The 20690-nt window shown below is 43.0% G+C and carries 23 protein-coding genes; 3 read left to right on the forward strand and 20 right to left on the reverse strand.

Translation table 11 applies throughout. The features are described from left to right. Positions 1-22: 22 nt before the first annotated feature. The 19 genes from GMD1S_RS02445 to GMD1S_RS02540 all read right to left on the reverse strand — a co-directional run bounded on the left by GMD1S_RS02445 (position 23) and on the right by GMD1S_RS02540 (position 17897). Positions 23-2674: a valine--tRNA ligase gene (locus tag GMD1S_RS02445; RefSeq protein WP_000032179.1), complete on the reverse strand. Its 2652-nt coding sequence runs from the start codon at positions 2672-2674 to the stop codon at positions 23-25. A 20-nt stretch (positions 2675-2694) separates the two neighbouring features. Then, on the reverse strand, positions 2695-4395 hold the full coding sequence (locus tag GMD1S_RS02450; RefSeq protein WP_001088062.1) for a hypothetical protein: 1701 nt from the start codon (positions 4393-4395) through the stop codon (positions 2695-2697). After that, the gene (locus tag GMD1S_RS02455) at positions 4388-4954 is read right to left on the reverse strand and encodes a GNAT family N-acetyltransferase (RefSeq protein WP_000196179.1); all 567 of its coding nucleotides are present in this window, start codon (positions 4952-4954) and stop codon (positions 4388-4390) included. The genes GMD1S_RS02450 and GMD1S_RS02455 overlap by 8 nt, the downstream gene beginning before the upstream one ends. A 278-nt stretch (positions 4955-5232) precedes the next feature. After that, the gene (locus GMD1S_RS02460; protein WP_000038699.1) at positions 5233-5628 is read right to left on the reverse strand and encodes a helix-hairpin-helix domain-containing protein; all 396 of its coding nucleotides are present in this window, start codon (positions 5626-5628) and stop codon (positions 5233-5235) included. Between the two features lie 97 nt (positions 5629-5725). Continuing rightward, on the reverse strand, positions 5726-5980 hold the full coding sequence (locus GMD1S_RS02465; protein WP_000119707.1) for a DUF1912 family protein: 255 nt from the start codon (positions 5978-5980) through the stop codon (positions 5726-5728). A 9-nt stretch (positions 5981-5989) separates the two neighbouring features. Further along, positions 5990-7324 carry a DUF438 domain-containing protein gene (locus GMD1S_RS02470; protein ID WP_000752872.1) on the reverse strand — a complete coding sequence of 445 codons (1335 nt, stop codon included), beginning with the start codon at positions 7322-7324 and terminating at the stop codon, positions 5990-5992. Beyond that, positions 7324-7557: a DUF1858 domain-containing protein gene (locus GMD1S_RS02475; RefSeq protein ID WP_000368739.1), complete on the reverse strand. Its 234-nt coding sequence runs from the start codon at positions 7555-7557 to the stop codon at positions 7324-7326. The genes GMD1S_RS02470 and GMD1S_RS02475 overlap by 1 nt, the downstream gene beginning before the upstream one ends. 261 nt (positions 7558-7818) lie before the next feature. After that, positions 7819-8001 carry a hypothetical protein gene (locus tag GMD1S_RS02485; protein ID WP_000505783.1) on the reverse strand — a complete coding sequence of 61 codons (183 nt, stop codon included), beginning with the start codon at positions 7999-8001 and terminating at the stop codon, positions 7819-7821. A 1-nt stretch (position 8002) separates the two neighbouring features. Further along, positions 8003-8782 (reverse strand): hypothetical protein, encoded by a 780-nt coding sequence (locus tag GMD1S_RS02490; protein WP_001118425.1) that lies wholly within the window; start codon positions 8780-8782, stop codon positions 8003-8005. A 151-nt stretch (positions 8783-8933) separates the two neighbouring features. After that, the gene (rbfA, locus tag GMD1S_RS02495) at positions 8934-9284 is read right to left on the reverse strand and encodes a 30S ribosome-binding factor RbfA (protein WP_001273601.1); all 351 of its coding nucleotides are present in this window, start codon (positions 9282-9284) and stop codon (positions 8934-8936) included. A 166-nt stretch (positions 9285-9450) separates the two neighbouring features. After that, a complete protein-coding gene (gene infB, locus GMD1S_RS02500; RefSeq protein WP_000039179.1) occupies positions 9451-12237 on the reverse strand; it encodes a translation initiation factor IF-2 in 2787 nt (928 codons plus the stop codon). Positions 12238-12253: 16 nt separating this feature from the next. Further along, positions 12254-12553 carry a YlxQ-related RNA-binding protein gene (locus tag GMD1S_RS02505; RefSeq protein WP_001041396.1) on the reverse strand — a complete coding sequence of 100 codons (300 nt, stop codon included), beginning with the start codon at positions 12551-12553 and terminating at the stop codon, positions 12254-12256. Next, positions 12546-12839, reverse strand: a complete 294-nt coding sequence (rnpM, locus tag GMD1S_RS02510) for an RNase P modulator RnpM (protein WP_000857564.1) — start codon at positions 12837-12839, stop codon at positions 12546-12548. Before rnpM ends, GMD1S_RS02505 begins: the two co-directional genes overlap by 8 nt. Positions 12840-12860: 21 nt before the next feature. Next, a complete protein-coding gene (nusA, locus tag GMD1S_RS02515) occupies positions 12861-13997 on the reverse strand; it encodes a transcription termination factor NusA (RefSeq protein WP_000032277.1) in 1137 nt (378 codons plus the stop codon). Between the two features lie 42 nt (positions 13998-14039). After that, entirely contained in the window at positions 14040-14519 is a 480-nt protein-coding gene (gene rimP, locus GMD1S_RS02520) for a ribosome maturation factor RimP (protein WP_000338695.1), read from the reverse strand. Positions 14520-14645: 126 nt separating this feature from the next. Beyond that, on the reverse strand, positions 14646-15281 hold the full coding sequence (trmB, locus tag GMD1S_RS02525; protein ID WP_001266088.1) for a tRNA (guanosine(46)-N7)-methyltransferase TrmB: 636 nt from the start codon (positions 15279-15281) through the stop codon (positions 14646-14648). Next, entirely contained in the window at positions 15278-16072 is a 795-nt protein-coding gene (gene ccrZ / locus GMD1S_RS02530) for a cell cycle regulator CcrZ (protein ID WP_000363014.1), read from the reverse strand. Before ccrZ ends, trmB begins: the two co-directional genes overlap by 4 nt. Positions 16073-16119: 47 nt before the next feature. Further along, the gene (locus GMD1S_RS02535; protein ID WP_000653805.1) at positions 16120-17169 is read right to left on the reverse strand and encodes an ABC transporter permease; all 1050 of its coding nucleotides are present in this window, start codon (positions 17167-17169) and stop codon (positions 16120-16122) included. After that, on the reverse strand, positions 17166-17897 hold the full coding sequence (locus GMD1S_RS02540) for an ABC transporter ATP-binding protein (RefSeq protein WP_000889939.1): 732 nt from the start codon (positions 17895-17897) through the stop codon (positions 17166-17168). The genes GMD1S_RS02535 and GMD1S_RS02540 overlap by 4 nt, the downstream gene beginning before the upstream one ends. 67 nt (positions 17898-17964) lie before the next feature. On the opposite strand from GMD1S_RS02540, the gene GMD1S_RS02545 reads away from it, so the two are divergent. The 3 genes from GMD1S_RS02545 to GMD1S_RS02555 all read left to right on the forward strand — a co-directional run bounded on the left by GMD1S_RS02545 (position 17965) and on the right by GMD1S_RS02555 (position 19386). Continuing rightward, positions 17965-18375 carry an HIT family protein gene (locus tag GMD1S_RS02545; RefSeq protein WP_001278305.1) on the forward strand — a complete coding sequence of 137 codons (411 nt, stop codon included), beginning with the start codon at positions 17965-17967 and terminating at the stop codon, positions 18373-18375. A gap of 9 nt (positions 18376-18384) precedes the next feature. Then, entirely contained in the window at positions 18385-18663 is a 279-nt protein-coding gene (locus GMD1S_RS02550; RefSeq protein ID WP_000777746.1) for a hypothetical protein, read from the forward strand. Between the two features lie 63 nt (positions 18664-18726). Beyond that, positions 18727-19386 (forward strand): hypothetical protein, encoded by a 660-nt coding sequence (locus GMD1S_RS02555; protein ID WP_000782733.1) that lies wholly within the window; start codon positions 18727-18729, stop codon positions 19384-19386. A gap of 77 nt (positions 19387-19463) precedes the next feature. Here the strand turns inward: GMD1S_RS02555 and dnaJ are convergent, their stop codons facing one another. Beyond that, a complete protein-coding gene (dnaJ, locus tag GMD1S_RS02560) occupies positions 19464-20600 on the reverse strand; it encodes a molecular chaperone DnaJ (protein WP_001066315.1) in 1137 nt (378 codons plus the stop codon). Between the last annotated feature and the right edge of the window lie 90 nt (positions 20601-20690).

Raw genomic sequence — 20690 nt, forward strand, 5'->3', positions numbered from 1 at the left:
GCTTACCACCGTGTTTCTATGTTTATTTCACCAACTTCTTCATCTCATCAATACGTGCTACGGTCGCATCGTATTTGGCTTGATAGTCAGCTTGTTTGTCGCGTTCTTTTTGAACGACTTCTGGTTTAGCATTGGCTACGAAGCGTTCGTTAGAGAGTTTCTTACCGACCATATCCAGTTCTTTTTGCCATTTAGCCAGTTCCTTGTCGAGACGAGCCAGTTCTTCTTCGACATTGAGGAGGTCTGCCAGTGGCAAGTAGATTTCTGCTCCTGTGATGACGCTTGACATAGCGAGTTCAGGTGCAGGGATGGTTGATGCGATTTCCAAGCGCTCTGGATTTGTGAAGCGTTTGATGTAGTTGACATTGCTGTTAAAGAAAGCTTCCAAGTCGCTATCGCTTGTCTTAACAAGAATGGTGATTGGCTTGCTTGGAGCGACGTTTACTTCTGCACGCGCATTACGAACAGCACGGATCAAGTCTTTAAGACTTTCCACACCTGTGTGAGCCGCAAGGTCTTCAAAGGCTGGATTGACAGTTGGGTATTCCGCTGTAACGATAGAGCCTTCTGAGATTTGTCCAAAGATTTCCTCTGTCACGAATGGCATGATTGGGTGAAGGAGACGAAGGATCTTGTCCAATGTGTAAAGGAGAACAGAACGTGTGATGACTTTTTCATCTTCGTTATCGCTATAAAGGACTTCCTTGGTCAACTCAACATACCAGTCCGCAAACTCATCCCAGATAAAGTTGTAGAGGATGTGTCCAGCAACACCAAACTCAAACTTATCAAAGTTTTCAGTGACTTTGCCGATGGTTTCATTGAGGTTGTGCAGAATCCAGCGGTCAGTGACATTTCCAGCTTCCTTGTTAACAACTTTTTCGACATTGGCAGTTGCTTGGTCAAGAGTCAAGCCTTCATTGTTCATGAGGATGTAGCGAGAGATGTTCCAAATTTTGTTAATGAAGTTCCATGAAGCATCCATTTTCTCGTAAGAGAAGCGCACGTCTTGCCCTGGTGCAGAACCGTTTGAAAGGAACCAACGAAGGGCATCGGCACCGTATTTCTCGATAACATCCATTGGGTCAATCCCGTTACCAAGAGATTTAGACATCTTACGTCCTTGCTCGTCACGGATAAGACCGTGGATAAGGACGTTTTGGAATGGCTGACGGCCAGTGAATTCCAAGGATTGGAAGATCATACGAGATACCCAGAAGAAGATGATGTCGTAACCTGTAACCAAGGTTGAAGTTGGGAAGTAACGTTTGAAGTCTTCAGAGTCGACATCAGGCCAGCCCATGGTTGAGAATGGCCAAAGGGCAGAACTAAACCACGTATCCAAGACGTCTTCATCCTGAGTCCATCCGTCGCCTTCTGGAGCTTCTTCCCCAACATACATTTCACCCTCAGCATTGTACCAAGCAGGGATTTGGTGACCCCACCAGAGCTGACGTGAGATTACCCAGTCATGGACATTTTCCATCCATTGGAGGAAGGTATCGTTGAAACGAGGTGGGTAGAATTCTACCTTGTCGTCTGTGTCTTGGTTGGCAATGGCATTTTTCGCCAATTGATCCATCTTGACGAACCATTGCGTAGACAAGCGTGGCTCAACCACAACACCTGTACGCTCTGAGTGACCAACACTGTGGACACGTTTTTCGATTTTGACGAGGGCACCAATTTCTTCCAACTTAGCAACGACTGCCTTACGAGCTTCAAAACGATCCATACCTGCAAATTCGAAGGCCAAGTCATTCATGGTTCCATCGTCGTTCATGACGTTGACTTGTGGCAAGTTGTGTCGTTGACCAACCAAGAAGTCGTTTGGATCATGGGCAGGTGTGATTTTCACGACACCAGTACCAAACTCTGGATCAGCGTGCTCATCTCCAACGATTGGAATCAATTTATTAGCGATTGGAAGGATGACGTTTTTACCAATCAAGTCCTTGTAGCGTGGGTCTTCTGGATTGACTGCAACCGCAACGTCCCCAAACATGGTCTCAGGACGAGTTGTCGCAACTTCAAGGGCACGTGAACCGTCTTCTAGCATGTAGTTCATGTGGTAGAAGGCACCTTCCACATCCTTGTGAATCACCTCGATATCCGAAAGGGCTGTACGAGCTGCTGGGTCCCAGTTGATGATAAATTCACCACGGTAAATCCATCCTTTCTTGTAAAGCTCCACAAAGACCTTGCGAACAGCTTTTGACAAACCTTCGTCAAGGGTGAAACGCTCGCGAGAGTAGTCTACAGAAAGCCCCATCTTGCCCCATTGTTCCTTGATAGTCGTCGCATACTCGTCTTTCCATTCCCAGACTTTATCAAGGAATTTTTCACGACCAAGGTCGTAACGGCTGATGCCCTCGCCACGCAAGCGCTCCTCAACCTTAGCCTGAGTCGCAATCCCCGCGTGGTCCATCCCTGGAAGCCAAAGCGTGTCGAAACCTTGCATACGTTTTTGACGGATAATGATATCTTGCAAAGTTGTATCCCAAGCGTGACCAAGGTGAAGTTTCCCAGTTACGTTTGGTGGTGGAATCACGATAGAGTATGGCTTAGCCTTTTTATCGCCTGAAGGCTTGAAAACATCTTCATCAAGCCATTTTTGGTAACGACCAGCCTCAACCTCGGCTGGATTGTATTTAGGTGAAAGTTCTTTAGACATGTGTTTGCTCCTTAATATATTTAAATCAATAGTTTATGATTTATTTGCAGTTCTGGCATAGATATAACTCTACCATTCTTAAAATATTTATAGGGCGTCGTATTGACAGTAACTATTCCAATTTCTATATGAATGAACCTACCAAACTCTGCCTCGAATAGTTCCTTATGTGCCTCAATCTCGGTCTTCAATTTTCGTAGTTTTGAAAACTCTTTATAGATTGAAGTATTAATAATGCTTTTACATTGCCTCATATTTCTTGCTAAACCATAATTTTTTAAATCGTAAATATATAAAGTAGAATTATATACAAAGAATAAGTCAATTTCTCCCATTAATTTCTTTGATTTTATTAAATTTTTTATTTCTTTATGTTTTGATTGATTTAAATAATAATTAGTCCTAGCATTAACATCAATTTTTAAAGCTATATCTTTGAGTTTGGGCAATAAACGCTCGTCAAAATTTTCTTTAATTAATCGTGTCCATTCTTGTCCATTTTTTTTATATAAAATATCTGTTCGTAATATTCTGTATGGAAAATATTTAGCAGATTCCAAAAATGAAAAGACTGGAACTACATCGAAATTCGAAAAGTTTATTAAAGGGGAACGAAACATTCTTTTATTTGGTTCACCTACTAAACTTTCAATTTTATTTCTATAAAACTCTTGATTATTGAGAGTTAAATTTTCAATAATCAATTTAGCAGTATCTACAGATATTCTCTGATTTAAAGCTAAATCATTAACAAGTAAGTCTCTTTCAGCAACACTAACATAGTTATTACCCAGCTTAAAAGCTCTTTCATCATCCGTTACACTCAAATATTTTTCTAAAATTGAAGGCGACACCTTTTTAACTTTTTCAAGGTATCTCATAATAATATCAATTTTTTTATCTCCAATTATAACTATCTCATCTCTCGTTTCGCTAATATATTTAGAAAATTGTTCAAATATTCGGCTTGGAAATACAATTCCTTCTCCTCTGGTGAATTGAATTTCATCTCTTTCTTGTTCTTTTAGAAAAGGTAAAACATCGATATAACTATCTAACTGAATTATTGAAAAAGATAATCCGAACAAATCAAACATAGCTTGAAAATTTATAGACGGAATTTTCTGAAATTGACTATCTTCCAATAATTCCATTGTTAAAAGTTCATTAACAATCAACTCTAAACATGTTTTTAATTCTCCTAAAAACACTCTGGGATCAAAAAAAGTGTATGTGTTTATTCTATTAAACTGCTTAATAAGAAAATCAATGCAATCACGTTCTTCTTGGATAAAATCTGTATTTAAATACATTGTAATTTTACTTAACACGCTTGCTAACAAACTCATCTGAATAATCATGTAACTCCTATCATATAACGATAGACTGTTTCTTATTTTCATCATGATTTCTTTTCTAACACAATTGATTAATTGTTTAATGCCACTGTTGCTCAATGTAAAAGTTTTTGGTATATCTAACTCTAAAAAATGTAGTTCATCCAAATTTTGCCCAATAATTTGATTTGCCTTAGTTTGAAGAGAAGGACGTTTGAATTTTGAAAATAGATTTGGCAATTCATTTTGGGTATTCTCTGATACACTTGAAGCAAAAATTGTTAGCAAAAATTTAAAAATCTCATTATTTTCGTCAAAACCTCCACTAGCATCCAACATATACTTTAGAGTATCTTTATCGAGCTCAATAATCTGACTATTCATTTTTCACCTCCCACTCACTCTTCAGCAAGCCATATATCAGACTGTCACAGCGGTTGCCTTGGGCATCTTTGCGGTCTCTTATGCGAGCTTCTAAGGTAAAGCCAAGTTTCTCTGCGACTCGTTGACTTTGGACATTGTAGCCAAAACAAGTCAGCTCAATCTTGTGAAGACCAAGTTCTTTAAAAGCTAAATCAATCAAGGTACTCGCAGTTTCTGGAACATAACCTAGACCCCAATAGTCTGGATGTAAGATATAGCCAATCTCCAAGACATCATCCTCATGACGACGAGGGAAATCAACAGAGCCGATAATAGTATCGGTCCCTTTAACCACTATGCCGTAACCAGCTGGGAGATTGTCCTTTTCATTGCGCTCGGGAAGGGTATGCTCCAGATAATAAATCTCATCTTCCAAGCTCTTGACGGGCGGAAAGCCTGCTGGATAGGAAACTTCTGACCTACTGGCATAGTCAAAGATATCCACAACATCAGCCACGGTACGGACTCGTAAGACTAGCCGTTCGGTTTCTAAACGTTCTGGCAACTCTGCTCTTGTCATCCTTCTACCTCGCTTTCTACAAAAAATCGCCCCTGCCATATCCATGACAGGGACGAATGTGTTTATCCGCGGTACCACCCAATTTCGGGCAAGGCCCGCAACTCTCGTCTTTATAAATAAAAAGACAATATTATTTCATTTTTCATCCATCAGCAACCAGTTTTGACACATTTGTGGACTTCTCAGCACCGCCACTTTCTGTAAAATGTGGGATCCAAAACACCTCTAATGGCTCTATTGTAGCAAGTTTTTCTCGGAAATGCAAGGGGCAAGAAAGATTACTTGAAGCTGATTCCGTGCTCTTTTAATTTCTTAATGGTAGCTGGGCCGATTCCCTTCAAGGCAAGGAGTTCTTTTTCAGTCCAGTTTTTAAAGTCAGCAGCCGACTTGATCCCCTCATCATAGAAAGTCTTAGCACGATCTACTGAGAGGCCACCCAAAGTAGCTGCGAAATCTTCTACTGAATTGGCTACTTTTTGAGCTTGTTCCTTGGTCGCTTCTACTGCTTGTTCCACTTTTTTAGAGACAACTTTTCCTGCTTCGCTGGCAGATTTTTCTGCGTGTTTCACGACTTTTTTGGTCTCTTCGACAACTTTGGTCACCGTACTTGAAAAGGCACCTGAGCGACGAAGGCTATTTCGCAATTGTTTTTTACGTTGGAGTTTCTTTGACATGATAAAATCCTTTCAATAAAAAATCCCTGCTCTGACAAGGATTTAATAAAGATATTCTATCAAGATTTTGGGAAAAAATCAAGAAAGTATCTGTATTTTAATAGTTTCGCTCACCAAACAATCCTTCTGGCAAATCATGGAATCCCTTGCCTGCCTTGAAATTTTCGAACTTACCAAGCAAGAACTGGTAGGCATCCAAGCGACTTTCGTAGCGAATCATGGCATCTTTGGCACGTTCGTCTTGGTCTTCTTCGTAGACCTTTTGACTTTCCTTGTGCGCCATGTCGTTGATCATGATCTGGGTATTGACCCAAGCTTCAAATTCCTTCATAAATTCCTGTTCGTAACTCATTGATTCTCCTTATTCTAATCCACGGAAGAAGTCCGTATCAATCTCTCGGTAGGGCTGGATATCCTGAACATACTCCAACACGCCTTGGAATTCCCCGTTTTCATCGTGTACCGCAGCATAGGTAATGTGGACAAACTTGCCTCGCGAATCTGACTTGAACCACATTTCATACTTGTCCTTGACCCCTTCACGAAGACCTTGCATAACGGCCTTCACCTTTTCTAGATATTTGGGCGGATGGCAGAGTTCTACATTGCGCCCGACTTGGGACGGCGTCCGTTTGAAAATCATCTCATCAGCTGGCGTATTGTCATTGTAATACTGAAAAATATCGTCTTTATTGACAAAAGTGATCTCCATAGGGAGGTGATTGAGGATGAGATTGGCCTGCTCGACGGAGAGATAACCATTGCCAAAAGCCTGTTGACTATGACGGTCCAGCACTGCTTCCTTTTCCTTAGGGGTAAAGGTAATGGTGAACTGGCCTTCTGGTGTATCGATAACTTGCTGAACTTGACCTTCAGCCGTGTCCAGCTGCACGGGCTCCTCTGCACTCTTTTCCTCAACGAAACTCTGTCGTTCTGGCACCCATTTTTCAGACGGACGGATGATGGCATAGCCGTAGGCATCGCTCTCCTCCGCAATCTGAATCCAGTCATCCTGGGTGAACGACTCAAGAAGAATCATGAGAAGGATGGACTCTTCCTTGAAAATCATACTTTCAAACTCTGTCGCAAAAGCTTCAAAGGCCTCCTTTACAGTGGAAATCGCCACTTCTGGTAGTGCCTTAGCCGTCGCTAGAGCTGTCTGAAAGAGTTCTCTGATCTGGTCATCCACCCCCCACATGACTTTAGGAGGTGAATCGTGACCATAGCGCTCCATGATGGGAAAAAAGAGCTCTTCCTTGCGCTGATAATGGATGTTAAATTGCCCCAACAGCCCCATTTGACGGACCAAGCCCTTGCGCATCTCTGCCAGCATTTCCTCATCTTCCATAGACTCATAGGTATCCAACAGTCTCCGAATGCGAATCAAAGCTGCACGGAGAGCCAGATTTTCATCCTTGAAGACGCGAACGGGATGGCCAGGGTGTTCAGTATCCTCTACTTCGACGCCCTTAACAGCATTTTTAAAAAGATTAGCATGGACATCGCAGAGTTCCATGACATCTTCAAAGGTGACACCTGAGTCTGAGTTCATCAGCTCGTGCTCCATGAGGGAAATCTCAATGGCTGAAACACCCGTAAAAGTCGCATCAAAACGCTCCTGAACTGACTCGGGAGAGGCGCCGTTGTGCAATTCTAACAAAATATCCCGTAGGATATGAATCCGTTCATCTGCCATTAGTCTAATCCAATCACTTCGTAACCATTCGCTTCCAGTGTGCGGACAATCTTGTCCATAGGAGTTCCTTCAAGTTTAGAACCCTGCTTAAGCGATACTTTGCGACCGACTGTGTTGCGCATCAAGGGATTAGCAAGTGGTTTAAAACCAAGCTCCACTAGGATTTCCAAGACTTCCGGGTGCTTGTCTACCACTTCTGCAACGGGAATTGATACATCGATGATATTGTCCATGACGACCTCCATTGTATGTTCTAATACTCAATGAAAATCAAAGAGCAAACTAGGAAGCTAGCCACAGGTTGCTCAAAACAGTGTTTTGAGGTTGTGGATAGAACTGACGAAGTCAGTAACCATACCTACGGCAAGGTGAAGCTGACGTGGTTTGAAGAGATTTTCGAAGAGTATAAAATGATTTTACTGCTTATATTATACCATATGGGAAGAGATTAAAAAACTAGCAGCGTAGTTCCTGCTAGTTTCTTTCATTTCAAGTTATTCCTTATCATCTGGTTTTGCGAGCCACTGGGCTACATCCATCAGCTTGTCAGCAAGCAGTACTTTCCCGAAACCTACTAGAGCATTGTCATCTTTTTTCATGTTCTTCAGGACTTTGATGCTTTGCATCACAAAAAAGTAATTCCCGTAAGTCTTGGTCAGAATTTTAATGAATCCCATATTACTCACCTTCGATGATTTCAGCTTCTTTTCGGATAGTTTCTATGTCTTCTTGATATTGTTCTTCATTATAGTTAACTAATTTAGATAACTCCTGTTGCAAGCTTTCCCCCATCGGTTTCATGGTCGCAAAGGTTAAGCCACCTGAAATAATACCACCTAGGATAGGAATGAATTTCCCCATTCCTTTGGCTAGGCCTCCTTTTGTCAGATTAACACCAAAAATTTTCAAAACTTTTTTCAAAATCGGATACCAGAGGGTCTTTGTCAAGGCTTTCTGAGGAACGGTTTTCATCACTTGCTTAGCAACCGCAACACCTCCCGCTCGAAGCAATGCAGCTGTACCATTTACTCCCAGCATCACACCGAGGTACAGTAGAAGTGTGTTTTTAGCTTCCTCGCTTAACTCATTGCGCGATGCCCAGAGATCATCAAATCCGTAAATATACCCTAGTTCTTGAGCTAATTTCAATGAAAAACCATAAAACTGAGCTACGTCTGTTGGGATAGTGATCGCCATGAGAATCCCTCCAGGTAGACCTGCCAAAACCGAAGTTCCACTGGCTAACAGGACATTATCCTTAATACAGGCCTTGGCCACTCTATCCAAGCTTTCCTGGGGTAATAAAGCCGTCGGTCCTTGTTCAATCAAAGTTGGAATATCCTTACGGTCTAATTCCTTTGAAAACTTTTCTACTAAAAATTTCTCTCGATCAACTTTGACTACGGGTAATTTTACCACTTGTTGCAGCACTTGCATAGCTATATCTTGTTTAGCCATATGTCTCTCCGTTTTTCATTTATATCAAGCTTTATCATATCATACTATTTGAAATTTACAAATTTTTTAAACTGCGTTTTACAAAGGCAACATATTGATGATTAACAAATAGACTACTCTGACAAGAAAAAAGAGGGGTATCCCCTCTTTCTTAGTTCTTATCCAGATTGCGTAGCATTTCGTCAATCTTGTTTCCATATTCGATGGATTCGTCTTTGACGAAGGTCAAATCTGGGATTTTGTACAATTTCAAATTGCGACCAAGTTCACGTTTGATGGTACCAGTTGCTTTTTCAAGCCCGATTTGAGCTTTTTGGTTATCCGAAGCAAGGTTACTCAAAATGGTGTAGTAAACCTTGGCAACAGACAAATCACCTAGCATCTGAACATCTGTAATGGTCACACCTTGGACACGTGGATCACGGACTTTCTTTTGCAAAATCTCATTGACTTCACGCTTGATTTCCATGCCCACACGATCCGTACGGAAATGATTTGCCATGATATTCCTTTCTCTACTTTGAACCAAAAGCTAGGCCAGCAGACCTAGCTATTTCTGTTAGATAGAGGAACTAGAGCCATTTGAATCTAGGAAATAAGCCTTAGATAGAACTAAGGGTTCATCAAGGCGCTGTTGACGACGAGTCAAATTGGCTATCGTTTCTCTATTATCGTTTGATTTCTTCCATGACATAAGCCTCAATCACATCATCAGTCTTGATATCATTGTAGCCATCAATCATCAATCCACCTTCACGACCGTTTGTAACTTCTTTGACGTCGTCTTTGTAGTGTTTCAAGCTTGCGAGTTCACCGTCATAGATAACGACACCGTCACGGATAACACGGACTTTCGAGTCACGGGTAACCTTACCGTTGATAACCATGAATCCACCGATAGTTCCCACTTTAGATACCTTAAAGGTTTCACGGATAACTGCTTCACCGATAACTTTTTCTTCAAATTCTGGGTCAAGCATCCCTTTCATGGCTTCTTCCATCTCTTCGATAACCTTGTAGATAATGCTGTGGAGACGGATTTCTACATCGTCAGCTTCCGCTTGTTGACGCGCTTGTGGTGTAGGGCGTACGTTGAAACCAACGATAAAGGCATTTGAAGCTTCGGCAAGAGTCACGTCAGATTCATTGATGGCACCGACCGCTGAGTGAACGATGGTAACTTTGACACCTTCTACGTCAATCTTTTGAAGGGAGGCAGAAAGGGCTTCAACAGAACCTTGTACGTCGGCCTTGATGATGATATTAACTGACTTGAGCTCACCAGCTTTAAGTGTATCAAAGAGGTTTTCAAGGCTGACACGTTGGGTAGCTTGGCGTTGTTTCATGAGGGCACGTTTCGCACGCTCTTCACCGGCTGCACGCGCAGATTTTTCATCTTCGTAAACGGCAAAGTGGTCACCCGCCATTGGCGCTTCGTTCAAACCTGTAATAGAAACTGGTGTTGATGGGCCTGCAACCTTGACACGACGACCAAGGTCATTGGTCATAGCACGGACACGACCGAAGGTATTTCCGACAACGATTGGGTCTTGGACATTCAAGGTACCTTGTTGGACAAGAAGGGTTGCGACTGCACCTTTTCCTTTATCCAAGCGCGCTTCGATAACCGTACCGATAGCACGCACTGTTGGGTCTGCTTTGAGTTCTTGGATTTCAGCCACAAGAAGGACTGTTTCCAACAATTCTTCGATATTTTGGTTGAATTTAGCTGAGATTTCAACAAATTCAGAATCTCCGCCCCAAGCTGTTGACATGACACCATGCTCTGCCAATTCACCGATAACGCGTTCTGGGTTGGCACCTGGTTTATCAATCTTGTTGATAGCTACGATGATTGGAACGTTGGCCGCTTTTGAGTGGTTGATGGCTTCGATAGTCTGAGGCATAACCCCATCATCGGCCGCTACAACCAAGATAGTAATATCGGTAACAGATGCACCACGCGCACGCATAGAGGTAAAGGCCGCGTGTCCTGGTGTATCAAGGAAGGTAATCTTCTTGCCATTTTCCACGATTTGGTAGGCACCGATATGCTGCGTGATACCACCTGCTTCACCTGTCGCTACACGAGAGTTACGAAGGGTATCCAAGAGGGTTGTCTTACCATGGTCAACGTGTCCCATGATGGTTACAACTGGTGGACGCTCAACCAATTCATCTTCGTTAAGATAGTCATCTTCGACAAAGAAACGTTCGATGTCGGCATTATCCACTTCAACCTTTTGTTTGGCTTCAATACCGTAATCCACCATGAGGAGTTCAATGGTTTCCCCATCCAAGGATTGGTTTTGTGTGGCCATGACACCCATCATAAAGAGTTTCTTAACGATTTCAGCTGGTTCACGTTTGATCCGTTTTGCGATTTCCGCAACAGTCATACCATCTGTATACTCAAATTCTGTTGGCAATTCGTGGAACTTACGCTCTGTAACAGGTTTTGGAGCCTGGTTACGGTTGTTTTGCTTGTTCCCTTTTTTATTTTTCTTGTTGTTATTCCAGTTACTATTTCTTTGATTTCTCACTTGATTCTGACTACTTCGATTCTTTTGTTGTTTTCTAGGACCATCTTCTTCGTGATCATAATCGTCACGTTCTTTGTCTGGTCGAGCTTGTTTTTTACGACGTGTATCCACTGGCGCTTCTTTCGCTACAGGAGCTACTGTTACTGCTGGCTGCGTTTGTTCAGCTAGCTTAGCAGCTTCTTCAAAGATTTCCTCTGGCTCCTTGCGTTTGTTAGCTTGAGCCAAGGCTTCTTTGGCTGCTTGCGATTGTTTGAAGCGCTCCTCGCTTGAGCGTGCGTACTCTGCATTTTGCTCTGCTTTTAGGGCTGCTGCACGGGCTTTAAAGTCAACACGTGGCCCAGCTTGTTTTGGCTGGAAGTCTTGTTGCAGACGGCGATCATTGCCACGATTTCCTTGACCTTGTGGTTTTTTCCCTTGGTCGTTAAATCGGCGATTGTCGCGGTTCCCTTGACCAGGTTTACCACCATTACGGCCGTCATTTTTCTGACGGTTGCCGTTTTGTTGTTGGTCACGGTTGTTGCCCTTGTTTTGTTTGCGTCGCTCTGCCTGCTCTTTGGCACGCGCCTCACGCTCCGCCTTGAAGTTTCGACTCTGTGGTCTTGCGGCCACTACTTTTTCTTCCTTAGGAGCTGCAGGTGTAGCTGATTTGCTTTCTTCCTTAGCGGCTACTGGTTTAGCTGATACAGGCTTTTCTGCTTTCTTTTCTACACTTGCTTTTGGTGCTGCAGGTTTTGCTTCTGCCTTAGGAGCAGGTGCAGATTTAAAGCTCGCTGCGATTTGCTCAGCAGCAGCAGCTTCCACGCTCGATGAGTGGCTTTTCACATCCAAGCCCAACTCTTTTGCACGCGCTACAACTTCTTTACTTTCTTTTCCAAGTTCTTTTGCGATTTCGTACAATCTTTTCTTAGACAAATCATGTCCTCCTCTTCTATTCCATAAGAGACCTCATTTTCTTTGTAAATCCAGCATCTGTCACAGCCAAAACCTTTCTCGATTTTCCGACTGCTATGCTTAATTCCAGTGTTGAAAACACGGTTATAACTTCTACTTGATAATAGTCACTTTTATCTTGAATCTTCTTGGTCAGATTGGGACCAGCATCATGGGCTAGAAAGACTAGCTTGGCTTTCTGGTCTTGGATGGCTTTAACCACCAATTCCTCTCCTGATATGATCCGGCCTGCTCGTTGAGCAAGTCCCAAGAGATTACTTATCTTTTGCTTATTCAAGTCCTAACTCTCTTCTTTTCACTTTGTGATCCACATAAGCAATCAACTCGTCATAAAAGCTTTCTTCCACTTCCATGTTAAAGCTGCGGTTAAAGACTCTCTTCTTTTTGGCCTCTAGGGCTTCTGCATTGTCTAGCTTGATATAAGCGCCACGACCATTGGCCTTGCCTGTCGGATCGATAAAGACTTGCCCTTCTTTGTTCTTGACAATGCGGAGCAAATCACGCTTATCAATCACTTCGTTGGATACAACAGACTTGCGCAAAGGGATTTTTCTTGTTTTCATCTTTCCCTCCTCTAGCAGCTTTTATTCTTCGATCAATTCGTCCGCAGCTGCGTAATCCACTTGACCTGCTTCTTCCATAGCTTCAAACTCACTGGCAGACTTGATATCGATACGGTAACCTGTCAAATGAGCCGCCAAGCGAACGTTTTGTCCACGACGACCGATGGCAAGAGAAAGCTTGTTATCAGGCACAACGACCAAGGCACGTTTGCTGTCGTTTTCATCAAAGATAACTTGGTCAACCTCTGCAGGTGCGATGGCATTGTAAATAAACTCAGCTGGATCTGCTACCCACTCGATAACGTCGATGTTTTCTTCGACAGGAATCATGCGGTCGCTCTTGGCATCGTAACGAGCTGGGTGGAATTTGCTGGTTATTTTCTTGATGTTGGCACCACCACGTCCAACGATTGTCCCGATAGCGTCCACGTTTGGATTGTGGCTACGAACGGCAACTTTGGTACGGTCACCAGCTTCGCGGGCTACGCTCATGATTTCAACAGTTCCATCGTAAACTTCTGGAATTTCTTGCTCCATCAAGCGTTTGATCATTTCTGGATGGCTTCGGCTAACAAAGACATTGACACCACGAGGATTGTCTTCAACCTTGTAAACGTAGACTTCGATACGGTCGTGGGAAGCAAAAACTTCTCCAGGGATTTGGTCTTGTTTTGACAATTGGGCTTCGATGCTGCCGAGATTGACATAGATAAAGCGGTTGTCAAATCGTTCTACTGTACCAGACATGATTTCTTGTTCATGTTCTTTATAAGTATTGTAAGTGATGGCACGTGTTTGCTTGCGCATTTTTTCCATGATGGTTTGTTTAGCAGATTGGGCTGCTACACGACCAAACTCAGCAGGTGCTTCTTCAAACTTGATTTTGTCACCAAGTTCATAGGCTGAATTAATGGCAAGAGCATCTTTCAAGCTGATTTCCAAACGGCTATCAAATACTTCATCAACCACTTCACGAACAGTATAGACAGTAAAGTCACCTGTTTTTTCATTGAAGTCGATGGCTACGCTATCAGATTGACCATAGCGTCTGCGATAAGCGGAACGAAGCGACTCTACTACTGCGTCGATGATGTCTTCTTTTTTGATTCCCTTGTCTTCTTCCAAAATGCGGAAGGCCTCTAGCATTTCTTTACTCATGTTCTTTTTACTTTTGAATCCTCAAAAGCTATCCTTTCTTTTCTATAGTTTTACTGCTAAACGTGCTTTTGATACTAAACTGTATGGAATTTGGACGGTTTTCTTACGTGTCTTGTCCATATATTCCATGGTCAACTCATCCTCTTCAAAGGATACCAAAGTTCCTTCAAAGACTTTTTGTTTATCGATGGCTTGGTAGAGCCCGACATGAATGTATTTCCCAACCGCTCCAGCGACAGCATCCTTGGTTTTCAAAGGACGTTCCAAGCCTGGACTGGTGATTTCTAGGAAATATTGTTCTGGGAAGGGATCAGGCTTGATAGTATCAAGAACAGGACTGATGATTTCTGTCAGGTCTGCCGTGTCGTTCAAGGTAATTCCTTCGGGTTTATCTACAAAAATACTGAGAATCATGTCACTGCCAATCTTTCCATACTCGATATCCACGAGCTCGAAAGGCGCTTGGATGACAGGTTCTACAACTTCTCTGACTAATTCTACGATTGTTGCGATTGCGTCCACCTCCTCATAAGCAAGAGGCGAAGATATTTCCCCGCCTCTCTTTCTCATATTCTTACTATCAGTATAGCACGTTTGTCAATTTATGTAAAGCATTAGCACTCAAACAGCTGGTTTTCAAGCTATTTCTTAAAATTCTGCTTCAACTCGATAGATCACTTGACCTTTGCTGGAGAATTTTTGCTCATACTCTGTCATGACATTGCCTTCAAAATCACTGGCATGCAAGTCCAGCCAAACACCATTGAGTTTCATCCCATACTGAGAAAAGCTCACTAGACTGTACTCAAACAAGCCACGGTTATCTGTCTTGAAATGGATTTCCCCATTCTCAGGCAAGATGCGCTTGAAGGTATCCAAGAAACTCTTGTAAGTCAAACGACGTTTTTCATGGCGTTTTTTAGGCCAGGGATCTGAAAAGTTTAGGTAGAGACGATCAATCTCACCGTCTTCAAAGTAGTCGGTCAGATCTGAACCATCTACCCACAGCAACTTGATGTTGGGCACTCCAACTTCTAATACCTTATCCAAGGCATAACTCAATACCGACTTTTGGATATCAATCCCGATGTAGTTGATGTCAGGATTTTGCTTGGCCATTCCGGATACGAAGGCCCCTTTCCCACTTCCAACCTCTACATGAATAGGATGATCATTTCCAAACAAGTCTCGCCATTTCCCTTTAGCTTCCAAGGGATTGAGGACCACATACTGAGGATTGGCCTCTAGTAATTCTGTCGCCCCTTTACGATTTCTAACTCTCATCTCTTCTTTCCATACTTATCGCGGAAGACACGCAAGGCGTAAATCTCCCGGTTTACATTGTCTAAATCTTGATTTTCACAGTATTTGGCAATCTGGTTCAAATAAGAATACTGACCATACCAATACAATTTATCTAACACTGTCTGATTGTACTTATAGCCGTAGTCTCTCAACCATTGACGCCACTGATGATCTGGAATGTAGTGGCATAGCAAATGCGCCACATCAAACATACGATCCGTCAGACGAACCGAATCCCAATCCACTAGATAAACGAGTCCACTCTCCGTCTCAATCCAATTACTATGACGAAGATCCCCATGCACAATCGTTGCATGGTCTTCCCTAAAACCTGGAACCGTCTTACCTAGTTCCGCAATCACACTGTTCAAATAGTGATTCTGCTTCAAGATTTCTGGAACTCCTTGCTGCCAAGAACGTAGCAAATCAACTGGTGTTTCCATGGTATATCCCAAACGGCTCAACTGCTTCATCAAGGGACGCGAGCGGTGAAGGCGGTTCAAGATATTGATAATCTGCTTGCGATTCATATCGTAAGGGGTCAAGATTTTACCCGTCAGCCATTCCTGAGCACACATATCACGACCATCCGCTAAACGACGAGTCCATAGTAATTGAGGAGCGATTTGTTCTCTGGCTAGGCCAGGTAGGATTGGAGAGGTGTTCATTTTTACAAAGACGCGCTTCCCATCAGGGTAGCTTCCCATATAAGCTTTGCCACTCTTCCCAGGGATAGGGGTCAGCGTTAGCTCATTATCACCCAAGTCCATTTCTTTCCTCCGTATAAAGTTTCCTTACTATTCTACTAGTTTTTGGTCTATTCGTCAACCAATCTTTTTAGTTGGTAAGGCAAATAAAACAATTGTAGGAAGAGACTAGCCCCTACAAGAGCCAACAAGGCTATTTTTTCTTGAAAAACCACTGCTCCGACCAGCAATTCCAGCAAAAGAACTGCACTTCCCACACCAAGCACAATCTGTTTCAATCCCTTCTCTTTCTCCCCTTTTTCTAGTGGAAAGAGCTGAGTCAAGTACTGGTAGTCAAAGGCATGATAGAGGGCCAGTAACTGAAAGAGCAGGAGATAGTTAAATAGAACCACCACTGCCGTCGCGATCCAAGCTTGCTCGATAAAGATCACAGCTAACAAGGATAGGAGCAAGAGGCGCAAACTGAGGGCAAAGAGGTCTCCATTTCGCAAGTAAGAACGAAGATAGAGATTTTGCCAAATTTTCCCAGGTACCTTCTGAACTGCTTTAAGGATAAAATCCAGATAAGCGCGACGTTTGACACTATTTGAAACGCCCTTGACCTGAGTAAAGAGAGCAAAGAAACGAAGCAAGACTTGCTTGCGCTTGCTTTCTTGGGAAACGACATAGTCCCAGTCAAGCCCAGTCTCTGTAAAAAATTTACTGGATTTTTGGCGAAAGAGGAGATATTTCCCAGCTCCCAACAAAAGCACATAGATGAGAAAGACTGGCAAGCCATAACCCATGGCTAAAAATAAGGGCGCAAATAAAAGCAAGAAAAGGGTCTGGACAAAAAGCCAAAAGACCAGTGAGCGCATCGTCTGCCCTTTGAGGTGAGACTTAACTTCCTCTTCACTGACTAAGAGAAAGAGCTTGTCAGGTCCTTCCATGTAGGTCGCGATTCCTCCCCAAGCCAAAAGCAAGGCAGATACAATCCCCAAAAACAAGAGGATAGGCCAGTGGTTTTCAGGAAAATGTTGCAGGAGTTGACTGTACTGGTAGGCTAAAAAACCGATGAGAACCAGCAGGAATAAGACAAAGTGGTCATTGAGAACATAACGCAGATAACCGACACACTCCTTACGAAAAGCCTGCTTTCTCCTTAAAAACAAGTCTTTCATAGGTCCTCCTCTTTGGTTAGAGCCAAGTAAATATCATTCAAGCTAGCCTCGGGCATATCAAAAGCCTCGCGGAGTTGCTGGAGGTTCCCCTGAGCCCTCACCTCTCCCTTGTGGAGGATGACAAAGGCGTCACACATCCTTTCCGCCGAGTCCAGCACATGGGTACTCATGAGAATAGACTTGCCTTTTTGCTTTTCTACTTCCAAAAGCTGAATCAAGTCGGCAATCGCCAAGGGATCGAGACCAAGAAAAGGCTCATCGACGATAAAGAGGCTAGGATCCACGACAAAGGCACAGATAATCATGACCTTCTGCTTCATCCCTTTGGAGAAATGCACAGGAAACCAGTCTAATTTTTGGTCCAAACGAAACATTTTTAATAAAGGTTCCACACGATCAAAAGCCACTTTTTGCTCAATACCATAGGCCATGGCAACCGTCTCGATATGCTCTCTGAGGGTCAATTCCTCATACAAGCTAGGCGTTTCTGGGATGTAGCCAATCTGTTTGCGATAGCTGGTCGCATCTTCTCGCAGGGTGAGACCGTTAATCTTAATTTCCCCACTGTAAGGTGTCAACAGTCCAATAATCTCATTGATTGTCGTTGATTTCCCAGCACCGTTGAGACCAATCAAACCGACCAACTGCCCACTTTCAACTGTAAAGGACACATCTTTCAAGACAGGAACATGGACATAGCCTCCTGTCAGGTTTTTAATTTCTAACATATTTTCTCCGAATCTGGTATAATGTAGCTATATTATATCAAAATTCAATACAGTAGAGGTGGATTTTATGTCAGATTGCATTTTTTGTAAGATTATCGCAGGGGAGATTCCTGCTTCAAAAGTATACGAAGATGAGCAGGTTCTTGCCTTTCTTGATATCTCTCAAGTAACGCCTGGACACACCCTCATTGTACCCAAAGAGCATTTTCGCAATCTTTTGGAGATGGACGCTGCCAGCGCTAGCCAACTCTTTGCCCAAGTACCAACAGTGGCTCAAAAAGTCATGAAGGCTACCAAGGCTGCCGGAATGAACATCATCGCCAACTGTGAGGAAGTTGCTGGTCAAACAGTCTTTCATACTCACGTGCATCTCGTACCTCGCTACGGTGCAGAAGATGACCTCAAGATTGACTTTATCGCCCACGAACCTGACTTTGACAAACTTGCTCAAGTCGCTGAAACCATTAAAAACGCTTAAGGAGATGCCATGAAACTATCCAATCTATTGCTATTTGCAGGAGCTGCAGCTGGAAGTTATTTTGTCGTGAAAAATCGCCAAGCCATTCAGGATGAGGTGCTAGATACAACTGACCGTGTCCAAGCTATCAAGGATGATTTGGATATCATCCAAAACAGCCTACAAATCATCGACCAACAAAAAACCCTTATCAAGGAATACCAAAAAGACTTGACCTACAAGTTCAAAGTCTTGGAAAAAGATTTCCAGACCAGAATGGCGGTTCTCCAAGAAGAAAAACAAGAATAAGAAAGCCTCCAACTTTTCTTAATTCCATTTTGGGTTACTAAATTCGAACAGAAAAGGGAGGGAATGAAAATGAAACAGTCTTTAAAAGTTCTAGCGAAGGTCATCGCGATTATTTGCGGCTGTCTCTGCTTGCTTGCAGCCCTAGCATTTCTACTAGTGATGAATCTTTTCAAGGCCTCACCGAGTGACATCCGAAATGGGAATGAAACCTTAAAACAAATCTTTATCTCCCTTGACCTCCCTCCTGAGAAAGTAGAATCAGATGGATACTATCAATACGAGGGTGGAGGATTAAATTTTTATGTTACTTTCTCAGATGAGGTTGTCAATAGCCACCCCGTCCTAAAGGAAAGTCCAAAACTCACCAAAAACCGACTGAAAGTCTATGTCCTCCAGACAAGAGATATTTCCTACTATAAAGTAGGAGACAACTTATTCAATCGTGGTTTAATACAATTTTTAGGGGAGGAGGGCGAGAAGTATTTCCAAGAAAAAGGAAAGAAATTTAACCCTAATTACTCACTTCTCTTTTGGAATAATCAGGAAAGTTTTAAAAAGGGAATCGCATTCTATGAAAAAGCTTTGACCTTAGTAGATATTCAGGATAATTCGGCGATTAAGCGCATTGACACCGTCACCGTTAAGCCTGGAAAGGAAGAGGAATTCAAGCAACTCATCCAGGAGATGGATGTGGCTGGCTTGCTCACTCAAAAGTATAAATAGTACACTAACTGGAGAATGATTTCTCGATACTAAATTTTTAATGATAACAAAAAAAGAGCCCGCCGGCTCTTTTTACTTTATTCTCCTTCAAAGGCATCTTTTATATGGTCAAAGAAGCCTTTTTTCTTTGGATTGACTTTCAAGTCACCTGCAGCTGCGAACTCTTTAAGCGCTGCTTTTTGGCGGTCGTTCAAACCTGTCGGAGTCACGACATTGACAGTAACGTATTGGTCACCAACGGCACCGCCACGAAGGCTCGGTGCTCCCTTGCCACGCAGACGGAATTTCTTGCCAGTCTGAGTTCCTTCTGGGATAACCAATTCAACATCTCCATGCACGGTTGGAATTTCCACAGTATCTCCAAGAGTAGCTTGGACAATATTAAGATTTAACTTGTAGAAAATAGTTGTTCCTTCACGTTCAAACTTATCGCTAGCTTCCACAGAAACTACTACATACAAGTCACCATAAGGTCCACCGTTAAAGCCTGCTTCACCTTGACCAGCTAGGCGGATTTGTTGGCCTGTTTCCACACCAGCAGGGATCTTCACATGTACGCTATGAGCTTGTTTTTCATGACCTGTTCCGTGACAAGTTGTACATGGATCTTTAATTTCTTTTCCGCGACCATGACAGACATCACAAGTTACTTGACGGCGCATCATACCAAGAGGAGTCTGCGTATCAACGTTAATAACACCAGCACCATGACAGCGTCCACAAGTGACTGGACTTGTCCCTGGCTTAGCACCAGATCCATTACATGTACGACAGCTGGCTTCACGGTTGTACTTAACTTCTTTTTCTGTTCCGAAGATAGCTTCTTCAAAGGTCAAGTTCACACGGTACTGGAGGTCATCCCCTTGACGAGGAGCGTTTGGATTGCGTGAAGCTCCGCCCCCTCCGAAAAAACTTGAGAAGATATCTTCAAAACCACCGAAGCCACCTGCTCCGTCAAAGCCACCAAAACCGCCAGCACCACCAAAGCCACCGTTGGCACCTGCAGCACCATACTGGTCGTAGGCTGCACGTTTTTGGTCGTCACTTAAAGTCTCATAGGCTTCTTGAACTTCCTTGTATTTTTCCTCAGCGCCAGGCTCCTTGTTAATATCTGGGTGGTATTTTTTGGAAAGCTTACGATAAGCCTTTTTGATCTCGTCTGCCGAAGCGTTTTTTGACACCCCCAGACGATCATAAAATTCAGTATTGTTCATAATTCAAGATACAAAGGGCGTCAAACGGACACAGCCAAAATAGGAGTTTTGACGACAAACACTTACGTCCTAGAAAAAACTATCTTTTTG

The sequence above is a fragment of the Streptococcus sp. GMD1S genome (genome assembly GCF_000296875.1).
Classification (GTDB): domain Bacteria; phylum Bacillota; class Bacilli; order Lactobacillales; family Streptococcaceae; genus Streptococcus.

Excerpts from the sequence above, each read along its gene's own strand:
- GMD1S_RS02445 (WP_000032179.1), bottom strand. The coding sequence starts at position 2,674 with ATGTCTAAAGAACTTTCACCTAAATACAATCCAGCCGAGGTTGAGGCT.
- GMD1S_RS02450 (WP_001088062.1), bottom strand. The coding sequence starts at position 4,395 with ATGAATAGTCAGATTATTGAGCTCGATAAAGATACTCTAAAGTATATG.
- GMD1S_RS02455 (WP_000196179.1), bottom strand. The coding sequence starts at position 4,954 with ATGACAAGAGCAGAGTTGCCAGAACGTTTAGAAACCGAACGGCTAGTC.
- GMD1S_RS02460 (WP_000038699.1), bottom strand. The coding sequence starts at position 5,628 with ATGTCAAAGAAACTCCAACGTAAAAAACAATTGCGAAATAGCCTTCGT.
- GMD1S_RS02465 (WP_000119707.1), bottom strand. The coding sequence starts at position 5,980 with ATGAGTTACGAACAGGAATTTATGAAGGAATTTGAAGCTTGGGTCAAT.
- GMD1S_RS02470 (WP_000752872.1), bottom strand. The coding sequence starts at position 7,324 with ATGGCAGATGAACGGATTCATATCCTACGGGATATTTTGTTAGAATTG.
- GMD1S_RS02475 (WP_000368739.1), bottom strand. The coding sequence starts at position 7,557 with ATGGACAATATCATCGATGTATCAATTCCCGTTGCAGAAGTGGTAGAC.
- GMD1S_RS02485 (WP_000505783.1), bottom strand. The coding sequence starts at position 8,001 with ATGGGATTCATTAAAATTCTGACCAAGACTTACGGGAATTACTTTTTT.
- GMD1S_RS02490 (WP_001118425.1), bottom strand. The coding sequence starts at position 8,782 with ATGGCTAAACAAGATATAGCTATGCAAGTGCTGCAACAAGTGGTAAAA.
- rbfA (WP_001273601.1), bottom strand. The coding sequence starts at position 9,284 with ATGGCAAATCATTTCCGTACGGATCGTGTGGGCATGGAAATCAAGCGT.
- rnpM (WP_000857564.1), bottom strand. The coding sequence starts at position 12,839 with ATGAAAACAAGAAAAATCCCTTTGCGCAAGTCTGTTGTATCCAACGAA.
- nusA (WP_000032277.1), bottom strand. The coding sequence starts at position 13,997 with ATGAGTAAAGAAATGCTAGAGGCCTTCCGCATTTTGGAAGAAGACAAG.
- trmB (WP_001266088.1), bottom strand. The coding sequence starts at position 15,281 with ATGAGAGTTAGAAATCGTAAAGGGGCGACAGAATTACTAGAGGCCAAT.
- ccrZ (WP_000363014.1), bottom strand. The coding sequence starts at position 16,072 with ATGGACTTGGGTGATAATGAGCTAACGCTGACCCCTATCCCTGGGAAG.
- GMD1S_RS02535 (WP_000653805.1), bottom strand. The coding sequence starts at position 17,169 with ATGAAAGACTTGTTTTTAAGGAGAAAGCAGGCTTTTCGTAAGGAGTGT.
- GMD1S_RS02540 (WP_000889939.1), bottom strand. The coding sequence starts at position 17,897 with ATGTTAGAAATTAAAAACCTGACAGGAGGCTATGTCCATGTTCCTGTC.
- GMD1S_RS02545 (WP_001278305.1), top strand. The coding sequence starts at position 17,965 with ATGTCAGATTGCATTTTTTGTAAGATTATCGCAGGGGAGATTCCTGCT.
- GMD1S_RS02550 (WP_000777746.1), top strand. The coding sequence starts at position 18,385 with ATGAAACTATCCAATCTATTGCTATTTGCAGGAGCTGCAGCTGGAAGT.
- GMD1S_RS02555 (WP_000782733.1), top strand. The coding sequence starts at position 18,727 with ATGAAAATGAAACAGTCTTTAAAAGTTCTAGCGAAGGTCATCGCGATT.
- dnaJ (WP_001066315.1), bottom strand. The coding sequence starts at position 20,600 with ATGAACAATACTGAATTTTATGATCGTCTGGGGGTGTCAAAAAACGCT.